The sequence below is a fragment of the Sphingobium sp. Ant17 genome, assembly GCF_000588875.1.
Taxonomy (GTDB): Bacteria; Pseudomonadota; Alphaproteobacteria; order Sphingomonadales; family Sphingomonadaceae; genus Sphingobium.
Map to the genome: position 1 here is coordinate 1 of NZ_JEMV01000095.1, position 11,837 is coordinate 11,837.

An 11,837-nucleotide genomic window follows, 5' to 3' on the forward strand; every position below is an offset into this window, starting at 1 on the left:
CGCCCGGCAGCAGGCGATGGCGCGCGGCGGCGGCGGCGCGGCGGCTGGCGCGCGAACTGCTCATTCGGCCTGCCTGGACCGGGCTGGATAGCGCAACGATCCGGTTGGATCGGCGAGTCGCCCCTTGTCCAGCCGCATCATCTGCGCGCCGGTGACCTGGCTCATGAGCGGCAGGTCGTGAGTCGCCACAACGATGGTGGTGCCCAGGCGATTGAGCGCTTCGAACAGGGTCAGCAACCGCCGTGCCATATCGGCGTCGACGTTGCCGGTCGGTTCGTCAGCGACCAGGATCTCGGGACGGCCGATCACGGCGCGGGCGATGGCGACCCGCTGCTGCTCCCCGCCCGACAGGGTGGCAGGCCGCGCCTGGCCGCGATCGCCAAGGCCGACCCAGCTCAACATTTCGGCGACGGGCGCGTCGATCTCATTTTCCTCCATCCCCGCGACGCGCAGCGGGAGGGCGATATTGTCATAGGCCGACAGATGCGGGACGAGCCGGAAATCCTGAAACACAACGCCGATGCGACGGCGGAAGCCGGGCAGGCGGGTGCGTGGCAGGGTGACGACGTCCTCGCCGAACAGGCGGATGACGCCGCGGCTGGGCCGCTGGGCCAGATAAAGCAGTTTGAGTAGCGACGTCTTGCCCGCGCCGGACGCGCCGGTCAGGAAATAGAAACCACCAGCCGCCAGCGAAAAGCTGACGTCCGACAGGGTTTCACTGTCCAGACCATAGCGCAGGCCGACATTTTCGAACTGGACGATGGCCGTCATGTCAGATTGATGGCGCGTCATGCGCTCCCTGCTTCCCCGAAGCGCCAGCCATGGCACAGCGGGCAGGCCGCCGTAAAGCCCGCGCCTTGGAAAGGGGCTGGTCGCAGGCCGAATGACAATGGTGTGACGTCCCTGATGCTTGACGCTTGCACGCGAGTCCCTGCCATGCCTATGAAGCGTCATGATCCTGCTATGTCCCCATTGCGCGACGCGCTACGTCGTGCCGGACAGCGCCGTCGGCCCGAACGGTCGCCAGGTGCGGTGTGCCGCCTGCAAGCATAGCTGGTTCCAGGAACCTGCCACCCTGGCCCCTCGGGTGGAAGAGCCGGTTGCAGCCGTGCCGCCGCCCGTTGCCGCGCCCCCGCCTGTTACCGCGCCCCCGGAACCCACACCGGCTGCGCCACCGGCAGAGGCGGCGGCTGCCCCACCGGCACCCGAACCGGAGCCCTTGCCGCCGACAAACCACCGCTTCGACGACATTTACGCAGGCGCGCCTGTCGACTGGGCGCAGGAGAGCGAACCCGCTCCTGCCGCCTTAACGAAACCGCACCGCAATGTGCTGAAATTATGGACCTATGCCGCAATCGCCTTTGCGCTGGTCGTGGCAGCGGCGGGCGGTGCGCTCTATTATCTCGGCCCGCCGGGATGGGCAGTCAGCATGGGACTGGTCGCCGAAGAGGGCGATCCCGACCTGCTTTTCTACCTCTCCAAACCCGCCGAGCGGCGCAAGCTGCCGACGGGCGAGGAATATTTCGCCTTTGGCGCGCGGATCGTGAACAGCGGGACGCAGGCGCTGCCGGTGCCGCCGGTGCTGGTGCAATTGCGCGACCAGCAGAACCGGCTGGTGTTCAGTTGGACCACCAAGGCCGACAAAGCCCGGTTGAAGCCTGGCGAAGAAGCGTCGATCAACGAAAGCCGGATCGACATTCCGAAAAACGCCGAGAATTTGTCACTGACCTTCGTGCAGTAGGGTTAGGCGGTGTCAGGCCGCCTACCCCCGCCACCATCGGCTGCGCCGACGGTCCCCCTCCCCGGCACAGGGATCGTTGCGAAATGCGGATCGCTTACGAACCATCGTCATTCCCGCGAAGGCGGGAAATGAAGTTCGGCGTCGCCAATCCATCTCCTACCTTATCGTCTTGATTTTAGGTCCGGAGATGGGTCCCCGCCTTCGCGGGGATGACGGGGCTTTTCAGGGATAGCTGACCGTTTTGGGGCGGCCCTGCGGGATGGGGATGAATTCCTGATCGTCGCCGGGGATGAGCGGGAAGCGGAGCGCTTCCCAATCTTCGCGGGCCTGCATCAGACGGTCGGGACGGGATGAGACGAAATTCCACCAGACATGGCGGGGCGAGGTGAAGGCTTCGCCGCCGCATAGCATCACGCGGCCGCCATCGACGCTCATCAACGTGGCGCGGGTGCCGGGACGCAGGACGTAGAGCGTCTGCGGCGTCAGCATCATGCCGTCGAGCGCGGCATCGCCGCCGGAGACATAGATGGCGCGCTCGTCAGCCGACGGGTCGATCGGGATGCGGCCACCGGGCGCTAGCTGGATGTCGGCATAGATGGTCTGCGCATAGGTGGTGACCGGGGAAGTTTCGCCCCAGAGCGACCCCATGATGACACGGGCGCGGACAAGCCCGTCCTCGATCACCGGCAGGCCGGCTTCGCTGACATGCTCGAAAGCGGGGTCCATTTCCTCCAGTGCGTCGGGCAGCGCCAGCCAGGTCTGGATCGCGGACAATTTGGAGGCCTTGGCCCGTTCGTCGTCGGGCGAGCGTTCGGAATGAACGATGCCCTTGCCCGCCGTCATCAGGTTGATCGCGCCTGCTTCGATCAGCTGTTCGGTGCCCAGGGAATCGCGATGGAGGAACGCGCCTTCATACATGTAGGTGACAGTAGACAGGTTGATGTGCGGATGAGGGCGCACGTCAATGCCATGGCCTGCATCCAGCTTTGCCGGGCCAGCCTGATCGAAGAAGATGAAGGGGCCGACCATCGTGCGTCCCTTGGTTGGGAGCGAGCGGTGGACCTTGAAATCGCCCAGATTATGGGTGGTGGGCGCGATGCTTTGCAGGATGAGATCGTCCAGGGTCATCAGGCTTCTCCGGGGGCGCGGGCCTTGATTGCCAGCGCATGGACCTTGTCGCGCAGCAGATCGGCCAGCGCGGCGTTCACGAGACGCTGACGCGCGACGCGGCTTTGCCCGGCGAAGCGATCGGCGACGATGTCGACGGTGAAATGGCTTTCGCCCGACCCGTCATGCCCGGCATGGCCGCGATGCTTTTCGCTGTCGTCGATCACGGCGAGCTGTTGCGGGTTCAGGGCGTCGCGCAGCCGCGCCTCGATTTCGGTGGCCACGGGGCCTTTCAGAATCTGGGTCATGTCCCCTATATAAACGCTTTGCCGCGTCATGCATCAGGACAAGTTTGTCGACCGACCCTTTCTCGACCCGCCGTTTCAACCGCTTTCATGGTCGGGTGGAAGGCGACCGCCCCTGTGCGGCGCCCGGATGCCCGGAACCCGGCGAATTCCGCGCGCCCCCGGCCGAAGGCAGCGCCCGTCCCGGCGATGAGGGGCCGCGCTGGCGCTGGTTCTGCCTCGACCATGTCAAAGCGTTCAACCAGGGCTATAATTTCTTCACCGGCATGTCGCCCGACGAGATCGCGGCCGCGCAGCGCCCCTATGCCGGGTGGGAGCGGGAGACGCGCGCTTTTTCCGCCAATGCGCATAGCCCGTCACCCAAATGGGCCGATTTCGTCGATCCGCTCGATGCGATTGGCGCGAAGTTCAAGGAGCGGATGGCCAAGGCGCGCGCCGATGCGCAGGTGCGGCAGGATGGCCAATTTCTGTCGGCGGAGGATCGCAAGGCATTGGGCGTCATGGGGCTGGGCGTCGATACCGACCGTAAGGCGCTGCGGACGCGCTATACCCAATTGCTGCGCCGCTATCACCCCGACCATAATGGCGGCGACCGCAGCCATGAGGGCGCGTTGCAGGGTGTGATTCAGGCCTATGCCCATTTGCGCAAGGCGGCGATTTTCGCTTAGCTTCGCATATTTCCCGCTGTTTTCGATATTTTCGTTCGCCGGTTCGTAATTTTATTACGTTGCCTGTTGCCTACTCCGTTTATGCTTATAGCGATCCGCGGCCGTGTAGGACAGCGGCTATGACGGCTGATGAACCAGCGAACCTTGCGGGCGCACGGCGCTCATGACATAGGGCGCGGCCCCTTCCCCGGAGATGAACCATGCAGGATATGCCGCGCGCGCTGGGCCTAGATTTCGGTACGACCAACAGTGTTGCCGCCATCGCCACCGGCGCGCAGTCCGACCTGGTGGACTTTGTCGGCGATCAGGCGACCGGAGCGGTGTTTCGATCGGCATTGTGCTTCTGGCATGAGGATGGGGCCAAAGGCGGGCTGGCGCATGAGGCAGGGCCGTGGGCGATCGCGGAATATATGGAATATCCCGAGGACAGCCGCTTCATCCAGTCGTTCAAGTCAGTGGCGGCCAGCCCGATTTTCGAAACCGCCAATGTGTTCGAAAAGCGGTTCCGGTTCGAGGATTTGGGCGCGATGTTCCTGGACCGGATGGTCGGCCATGCGGGTGGCGCGCTGGCGACGCGGCCGGAGCGGATCGTGGTGGGGCGACCGGTGGAATATGCCGGATCGCGCCCCGACGAAGCGCTGGCGCGTAAACGCTATGACGCGATGTTCGCCGATTTCGGCACCGACATCCATTATGTCTATGAACCGCTCGGCGCAGCCTTCAGCTATGCCAGCCGTCTGACCGAACCCGCGACGATCCTTGTCGCCGATTTTGGCGGCGGCACCAGCGATTTTTCGATCGTGCAGGTGGAAGCGCCCGGTGCGGCGCGACGGTGCGTACCGCTGGGGTCGGCGGGCATCGGCATCGCGGGCGACCGGTTCGATTATCGGATCATGGACCATCTGGTGCTGCCGATGCTGGGCAAGGGCGGCAGCTATCAATCGTTCGGCAAGACATTGGAGATACCGCGCAGCCATTTCGCCGATTTCGCCGACTGGTCGCGGCTGGCGCTGATGCGCAACCGGCGGACGATGGACGAGTTGGCGCGACTGAAGAAAGCGGCGACCGACCCGGCGGCGATCGGGCGGATGATCACCGTGATCGAAAAGGAATTGGGCTATCCGCTCTATGATGCGGTGGGGTCGCTCAAGCGCGCCTTGTCCGACGCGGACAGCGCCACCTTCCGCTTTTCCGGCGGGGGGCTGGAGATCGAGCAGCAAGTGCAGCGGCGCGATTTCGAGGCGTGGATCGCGCCCGACATCGCGCGGATCGAAGCGACCGTGGACGCGGCGCTGGCCAAGGCGGGCGTGACGCCCGATGCGATCGACCGGTTGTTCCTGACCGGCGGATCGTCGCTGATCCCGGCCATTCGCGCCATATTCCGCCAGCGTTTTGGCGAGGCACGGATTGCCAGCGGCGGCGAGTTGACCTCGATCGCCCATGGGCTGGCGTTGATCGGACAGGAAGCCAATCTGGCCGAATGGGCCGCTTGATCCGGGTAGGTCCAGCCCCCATTGTCTCGACATGGCCTTCCTGGATCGGTTAGGGCTGGCATGACTCGCAGGAAGATGATGACCCGATGAACGATATTTCCAACGTCCAGCCCGATACCCGCGCCGAAACGCTGCTGGATGCGCCCGACCGGTTTGTGAACGCGCGCGATATATTCGGCATCGACGTCGACATGCAGATCCCGGCCTTTTCGCAGGCCGACGAGCGCGTGCCCGACCTTGATCCCGCTTATGTGTTCGATCCCGATACCACGCTGGCGATCCTGGCGGGCTTTGCGTTCAACCGCCGCGTCATGGTGCAGGGCTATCATGGCACCGGCAAGTCGAGCCATATCGAACAGGTCGCCGCGCGCCTGAAATGGCCTTGTATCCGCATCAACCTGGACGCGCATATCAGCCGTATCGACCTGGTCGGCCGCGACGCCATCGTCCTGAAGGAAGGCCAGCAGGTTACCGAGTTCAAGGAAGGGCTGTTGCCCTGGGCCTTGCAGCGGCCGGTCGCCTGGTGTTCGACGAATATGATGCGGGGCGTCCCGACGTGATGTTCGTGATCCAGCGCGTGCTGGAAACCGACGGCAAGATGACCTTGCTCGACCAGAATCGCGTGATCCGGCCCAATCCCTATTTCCGCCTGTTCGCGACCGCCAATACCGTGGGTCTGGGCGACACGACCGGCCTCTATCATGGCACGCAGCAGATCAACCAGGGGCAGATGGACCGCTGGAACCTGGTCGTGGCGCTCAACTATCTGCCCGCCGCGACCGAGGCGCAGGTGGTGTTGGCCAAGTCCGGCGAATATGATCATGAAGGCGGCCGCAAGGAAGTCGAGAATATGATCAAGGTCGCCGAACTGACGCGGCAGGGCTTCATCAACGGCGATATTTCGACCGTGATGTCGCCGCGCACCGTGATCAGCTGGGCGCAGAATGCGCTGATCTTCAAGAATGTCGGCTTCGCCTTCCGCCTGAGCTTCCTCAACAAATGCGATGAGGCGGAGCGGGCGCTGGTGGCGGAATATTATCAGCGCGTGTTCGGCAAGGATCTGCCCGAAAGCGTGGCCGGTCGGGCCGCCTGATTTTTGGCCAGCCTTGGCCAGAAATCGGCAGCAAGCTACCCCTGCAAAGTGAGGCAGCGCGATGAGTGCTTGATTTATTAACTCCAAAACCCTATCTAGAGTCAGAGAGTACGGATTACTACGCCCGTAACTCTCACTTACTTAGGGGCTCCTGCGGGAGCCCCATTTCATTTGGGGGAAGGCGATCATGCAACAAATCGCCATTTTTGTTGATGCGGGCTACCTGTTTGCGGCGGGATCGACCCTTCTTGCAGGAACCAAGCAATCCCGTGAGCAAATCGCAATCGATCAGGAAAAAGTGGTCCTTGCATTGGCTCGCGCAGCAGAGGACGTAGCACCGAGCGTTCGATTGCTGCGAATCTATTGGTATGACGGCATCAGGCCATATCAAAGCCCTAGTGCGCAGCAGACTTCAATCGGTCTAACTGCCAACGTCAAATTGCGCTTGGGCATGATCAACAGCTTTGGGCAACAGAAGGGTGTCGATGCCCTGATTGTCACTGACATGATTGATCTAGCCCGTAATCACGCCATCAGCGATGCTCTGGTCTTGGCAGGTGACGAAGATGTCCGCGTCGGCGTCCAAGTGGCGCAAACATTCGGTGTGCGTGTGCATCTGCTTGGGATAGAACCGTCTCGTGCAAACCAGTCGCCGCATCTCGTTCAAGAGGTTGACAGCCACTCCGAACTGGACAAGGCAACAGTTAGCGGGTTCATGACTTTTGCCCAACTGGAAATACGGGCAGTGGAAAGGCCCGTACAGGAACAGCCTAATGCTCAGCCCGCAGGAACGACATAACGTCGGTTATCCCGATCATATTACGCCGTTTTTCTAGTCAGCAATTGGCGGATATCGAGCAGCACATTCAGGCAACTGGTAGTCTACCACGCGAGGTCGATGCGCCCATATTAGCAGAAGGGCGCAGATTCCTGGACCGTGATCTCGATAATGTTGAGAAGCGTGAATTGCGGAAAAGCGCTAAGGAGCAGATTAGCACAAGCGCACATAAGCCATGACCGAACGCTCCCCCATCGATGCTTTCAAGGATGTGCTGTCCGGCACGGCGCGGTCGATTGCGCGTGATGCCGAGGTGGAGGTGAACTTTACCGCTGACGCGCCGCATGTGGCGGGCAAAGCGATCAAGGTGCCGACGCCGGGGCGCAATCTACCCGCCGATCAGGTCGCGCTGGCGCGGGGTTTTGCCGACGCCAATGCGCTGAAATTGCGCTATCATAGCACGAAGATCCATGGCGCATCCGCGCCGGGCGAGGCAGTGGCGCGCGCCGTGTTCGATGCGGTCGAGCAGGCACGGGTCGAGGCGATCGGGTCGCGGGCGATGGCGGGGGTCCGCGCCAACCTCAACCATGCGCTGGACATGCGGCTGAAATCCGATGCCATCCGCCGGGCGCGGTCGGCCGACGAGGTGCCCTTGTCCACCGCGCTGGCGCTCAAGGTGCGCGAACGGCTGACCGGACAGGCGATCCCCAAGGATGTCGCGGCGGGTGTGGCGATGGTCGATCAGTGGATCGAGGATAAGGCCGGGCATGACCTGGACGCGCTGGCGCTGGCGATCGATGATCAGCGCGCGTTCCAGAAGCTGACCACGGCGATGCTGGAACATCTGCAACTGATCGATGCCGATGTGCCGCCCGATCTGGACGAGCCTGAGGCACAGGATGAGGGCGAGGATCAGGAGGACCAGTCCGAGGACGGCGATAGCGGGCAGGATGAGTCCGGCGACAGCGACGTGAATGCCGAGCGCGCGCGGAGGACCAGGGCGGCGACACCGAAGAGGGTGAGACCGACTATAGCGACGAGTATGAGGCCGACAGCGATGCGGGCGCGGACGATATGGGCGAGGAAGGCATGATGCCGGTCCGCCCCAATCGGCCCATGTCCGACCTGCCGCCGGGTTTCGATTACAAGGCTATACGCTCAAGCATGACGAGGTCGTATCGCCCGACGAATTGTGCGACGAGGATGAGCTGGTGCGGTTGCGCGGCTTCCTCGACCAGCAGCTGGTCAGCCTGCAGGGTGCGGTGACCAAGCTCGCCAACCGGCTGCAACGGCGGCTGATGGCGCAACAGTCGCGGTCGTGGGATTTCGATCAGGATGAGGGGATGCTGGACGCAGCGCGGCTGGCGCGGGTCATCATCGATCCCACGCGGTCGCTGACCTACAAGATCGAGCGCGATACCGAGTTTCGCGACACGGTGGTGACGCTGCTGATCGACAATTCAGGCTCGATGCGTGGGCGGCCGATCAGCATCGCGGCGATCAGCGCCGACATCATGGCGCGCACGCTCGAACGGTGCGGGGTCAAGACCGAGATATTGGGCTTTACCACGCGGGCGTGGAAGGGCGGGCAGGCGCGCGAGGAATGGCTGGCGGCCGGACGTCCGCCGATGCCGGGGCGGCTCAACGACCTGCGCCACATCGTCTATAAGAAGGCGGATGATCCGTGGCGGCGGGCGCGCAAGAATCTGGGCCTGATGATGCGCGAAGGGCTGCTGAAGGAAAATATCGACGGCGAGGCGCTGCTGTGGGCGCATAGCCGGTTGATCGCGCGCCAGGAGGAACGGCGCATCCTGATGGTGATTTCGGACGGCGCGCCGGTCGATGATTCGACCCTGTCGGTCAACAGCGGCACCTATCTGGAACGACATTTGCGGCAGGTGATCGACTGGATCGAGAACCGCTCGCCAGTGCAGCTGGTGGCGATCGGCATCGGCCATGATGTGACGCGCTATTATAAGCGTGCGGTGACGATCATGGATGCCGAGCAATTGGGCGGGACCATGGTGGAGCAGCTCGCCGGGCTGTTCGATGAGGATTGAGGCGTGAGCGTCGCCTTTCGCCGTGAGGGCGATGACGAGCATATGGAGCCCAAGTTCGAGCTGCCGCTGCCGCCTGGTCCCAATTGGGTGACGGCGCGGGGGCTGCGGCTGACGCAGGAGATGGCGGCGACGCTGGAAGCGGTCGACACGGATGCCATGGAGGAAGAGGCCGCCAAGAAGCATAAGCGGTTGTTGCGCTATTGGCTTACAAGGCGGGCGACGGCGCAATTGCAGCCGGTGGCTGATGGCGAAGCGGTCAGCTTTGGGTGCCGGGTGACCTATCGGCTGAACGGGCAGGACAGGAGCGTCATGATCGTGGGCGATGACGAGGCCGATCCCGCCGATGGGCGGATCAGCTTTTCCTCGCCGCTGGCGCGCGCGATCATGGACGCGGACGTTGGCGAGACGGTCGATTTTGCCGGGAAGGCGGATGCGGTCGAGATCGTCGCAATCGCGCCGATTACGGAAGAATAAGGTCGAAGCGCGAAGGGGACATGTTCCCTTCGCGCTTCGATGTGCGTGCTGTTATGCGCCGCGGCCTGCTTCGAACAGGAACCAGGCGCGCTGTTCGGCCTGGTCGGTCCAGTCGTCGACGACGCCTTCGGTGGCATTGTCGCCTGCATCGGCAGCCGCCGCCTTCACGACGCGGAAGGCTTCGACCAGCGCCAGATTGTCGTCGCGCAATTCCTTGAGCATGTCGGCCGGGCTGACGAAATCGGCGTCATTGTCCTTGAGGCTCTGATGCCGGGAAATGTCGCCGATCGAGCGCAGGGTGACATTGCCGGTCTTGCGCACGCGCTCGGCGATCAAATCCGTCGTGGCCAGAATTTCGGCGGCCTGTTCGTCGAACATCAGATGATAGTCGCGGAAATGCGGGCCGGACACGTGCCAGTGGAAATTCTTGGTCTTGAGGTAGAGCGCATAGCTGTCCGCGAGCGCACCGTTCAGCGCCTGCGCAACGGACTTGGTCTCGTTGCTCTTAAGGTCGGTCGGGGTCTTGAGATCGGGGGCTGTCATGGATGTGCTCCTGTTTCGCGAAATGGTTTCGAACATATAATGATCGGCAATCCATAAGGTGCCACCAAAAAACGCGATCAGCCTTATGAAAGAAAGCGATCAGAGAAGGCCGAGCGCCGTGATCGCCATGATGCCGCCCGTCAGCAGCAGGATCGCCGCCCCTACCCGCCGAATGAGGCGCAGAGGGATCGATGCTAGCAGGCTGTCGCGCAGCAGGACGACGGGCACCAAGGCTGCGATGACGCCGATCGCGCCACCGATGGCGGCCAGCGCCGGGTCGCCCGTGCGGGTGGCGATGCCCAGGATGAGAAATTGCGGATCATCGCCGAAACCCAGGATGAAAAGGCCAAGCGCGGTCGTCAGGAACGCGCCGGTGGGCCAGCCGGTGAGCGTGTCGGGCATCTTGACCCGCCAAAGCAACCCGGCGCCCAGGAACAGGACCGACAGCGCGAGGAACAGCAGCCGGGCATCCGCGCCGAGCATCGGGCCGATCCAAGCCCCGGCGAAGGCGGAGATCAGCGCATTGGCAAAGGCGGCCGTGACGATCCCGGCTATGACCGCGCCATTGCGGTCATAGCGCGTTGCCAGGGCGAGAATGAGCAACTGGCTCTTGTCGCCGATTTCGCCGAGCAGGCAGCCGAGAAGGGCGAGCAGCAGGGCGTCCATCAGCGGCCGGCGTTCAGGCGCGCAGAGGGATAGTGGGCGTGGTGCGGACGACAGTCTGGATAATCGTGGCCACCGGCATCTCCGTCGCGATCGCGTCGCGCATCAAGTCGAGATAGGAGAGCACCACCGGGCCAAGGCCATGGAGCGACAAGGCCGATTCAAGCGTCCCTGCCAGTCCCTCCACCTCGTCGAGTTGAAAAGCACGGGCGATATGCCGGATCTGGTCGACTTCGTCATGCAGCCGCACGACGGACACATGGCCCCGCTCGCTTGCAATCCCATCGACCCGGCGCATCAGGTCTGCCAATATGGCCAGCATCGGATCATGTCGCATGGGAAGTCTTCCCTATCTTCTTGCCCCAGTGATGATCATGCGCGCATGGGGTTAAAGCCACGTAAACTGGTGCGGCAGCGCCTACCGATGCTGCCCCAGCCTTGACATCAACCCGAATCTGCCCCAAGGGCGGGCGCTGAAACGGGGTAGCCCTCCTCGATACGCTTGGGGGGACGCTTTTCTTTTACATGATTCGACCAGGGATTTTGGGCCATGGCCAAGCCAGCAACTGTCAAGATTCGCCTCGTCAGCACCGCTGACACCGGCTTCTTCTACGTCACCAAGAAGAATCCGCGCACCAAGACCGAGAAGTTCAGCTTCAACAAATATGACCCCGTCGTGCGCAAGCATGTCGAGTTCAAGGAAGCCAAGATCAAGTAAGCCGCTGCGGGCTTTTCGTCCGCACGCCTGATCGGTTTTCGCCACAGCAAAAGGCCCGTCCCTATTCAGGAACGGGCCTTTTGCTGTTGGGTTTCGTGGGCGGGTAGTGGGGACGCAACTGGTACGTCCCCGAGCCCCAAGCCCCTCCCCCGAACGRAAGGGGCTTGTTCGATTTTAGTTGCCCACCGGCTTGG

At 63.0% G+C, this 11,837-nt stretch carries 12 protein-coding genes and 2 pseudogenes; 8 read left to right on the forward strand and 6 right to left on the reverse strand.

The genetic code is table 11. The features are described from left to right. Nucleotides 1–60: 60 nt before the first annotated feature. Nucleotides 61–771, reverse strand: coding sequence for a cell division ATP-binding protein FtsE (gene ftsE, locus BF95_RS23005; protein ID WP_043154841.1), 711 nt, complete (start codon nucleotides 769–771; stop codon nucleotides 61–63). Nucleotides 772–952: 181 nt separating this feature from the next. Between ftsE and BF95_RS23010 the strand changes: the two genes are divergently transcribed. Further along, a complete protein-coding gene (locus tag BF95_RS23010; protein ID WP_043154823.1) occupies nucleotides 953–1,741 on the forward strand; it encodes an MJ0042-type zinc finger domain-containing protein in 789 nt (262 codons plus the stop codon). A 222-nt stretch (nucleotides 1,742–1,963) separates the two neighbouring features. On the opposite strand, the gene BF95_RS23015 is transcribed toward BF95_RS23010, so the two are convergent. Both BF95_RS23015 and BF95_RS23020 read right to left on the reverse strand, forming a co-directional pair. Beyond that, complete coding sequence (locus tag BF95_RS23015) at nucleotides 1,964–2,869, reverse strand: pirin family protein (protein WP_043154826.1); 906 nt, start codon at nucleotides 2,867–2,869, stop codon at nucleotides 1,964–1,966. Further along, nucleotides 2,869–3,156 carry a BolA family protein gene (locus tag BF95_RS23020; RefSeq protein WP_043154828.1) on the reverse strand — a complete coding sequence of 96 codons (288 nt, stop codon included), beginning with the start codon at nucleotides 3,154–3,156 and terminating at the stop codon, nucleotides 2,869–2,871. Before BF95_RS23020 ends, BF95_RS23015 begins: the two co-directional genes overlap by 1 nt. 44 nt (nucleotides 3,157–3,200) lie before the next feature. Here BF95_RS23020 and BF95_RS23025 point away from each other — a divergent pair, with 44 nt between their 5' ends. The 6 genes and pseudogenes from BF95_RS23025 (at nucleotide 3,201) to BF95_RS23050 (ending at nucleotide 9,719) form a co-directional block, all read left to right on the forward strand. Further along, complete coding sequence (locus tag BF95_RS23025) at nucleotides 3,201–3,821, forward strand: J domain-containing protein (protein WP_043154830.1); 621 nt, start codon at nucleotides 3,201–3,203, stop codon at nucleotides 3,819–3,821. Between the two features lie 200 nt (nucleotides 3,822–4,021). Further along, nucleotides 4,022–5,314 carry an Hsp70 family protein gene (locus tag BF95_RS23030; RefSeq protein WP_043154832.1) on the forward strand — a complete coding sequence of 431 codons (1,293 nt, stop codon included), beginning with the start codon at nucleotides 4,022–4,024 and terminating at the stop codon, nucleotides 5,312–5,314. A gap of 86 nt (nucleotides 5,315–5,400) precedes the next feature. Further along, nucleotides 5,401–6,407: pseudogene (gene cobS / locus BF95_RS23035) on the forward strand (cobaltochelatase subunit CobS). A gap of 187 nt (nucleotides 6,408–6,594) precedes the next feature. Further along, entirely contained in the window at nucleotides 6,595–7,206 is a 612-nt protein-coding gene (locus BF95_RS23040; RefSeq protein WP_051520206.1) for an NYN domain-containing protein, read from the forward strand. Between the two features lie 214 nt (nucleotides 7,207–7,420). After that, nucleotides 7,421–9,245 (forward strand): annotated as a pseudogene (gene cobT, locus BF95_RS23045) (cobaltochelatase subunit CobT). A 3-nt stretch (nucleotides 9,246–9,248) separates the two neighbouring features. Continuing rightward, nucleotides 9,249–9,719, forward strand: a complete 471-nt coding sequence (locus BF95_RS23050; protein ID WP_043154834.1) for a GreA/GreB family elongation factor — start codon at nucleotides 9,249–9,251, stop codon at nucleotides 9,717–9,719. A gap of 51 nt (nucleotides 9,720–9,770) precedes the next feature. Here the strand turns inward: BF95_RS23050 and BF95_RS23055 are convergent, their stop codons facing one another. The 3 genes from BF95_RS23055 to BF95_RS23065 form a co-directional block, all read right to left on the reverse strand. Continuing rightward, on the reverse strand, nucleotides 9,771–10,262 hold the full coding sequence (locus BF95_RS23055; protein ID WP_037472525.1) for a Dps family protein: 492 nt from the start codon (nucleotides 10,260–10,262) through the stop codon (nucleotides 9,771–9,773). Nucleotides 10,263–10,361: 99 nt separating this feature from the next. After that, the gene (locus tag BF95_RS23060) at nucleotides 10,362–10,928 is read right to left on the reverse strand and encodes a TMEM165/GDT1 family protein (RefSeq protein ID WP_043154836.1); all 567 of its coding nucleotides are present in this window, start codon (nucleotides 10,926–10,928) and stop codon (nucleotides 10,362–10,364) included. A gap of 13 nt (nucleotides 10,929–10,941) precedes the next feature. Next, nucleotides 10,942–11,262 carry a hypothetical protein gene (locus BF95_RS23065; protein WP_043154837.1) on the reverse strand — a complete coding sequence of 107 codons (321 nt, stop codon included), beginning with the start codon at nucleotides 11,260–11,262 and terminating at the stop codon, nucleotides 10,942–10,944. 213 nt (nucleotides 11,263–11,475) lie between these two features. On the opposite strand from BF95_RS23065, the gene rpmG reads away from it, so the two are divergent. Then, nucleotides 11,476–11,643 carry a 50S ribosomal protein L33 gene (rpmG, locus tag BF95_RS23070; RefSeq protein WP_043154839.1) on the forward strand — a complete coding sequence of 56 codons (168 nt, stop codon included), beginning with the start codon at nucleotides 11,476–11,478 and terminating at the stop codon, nucleotides 11,641–11,643. Nucleotides 11,644–11,837 lie beyond the last annotated feature (194 nt).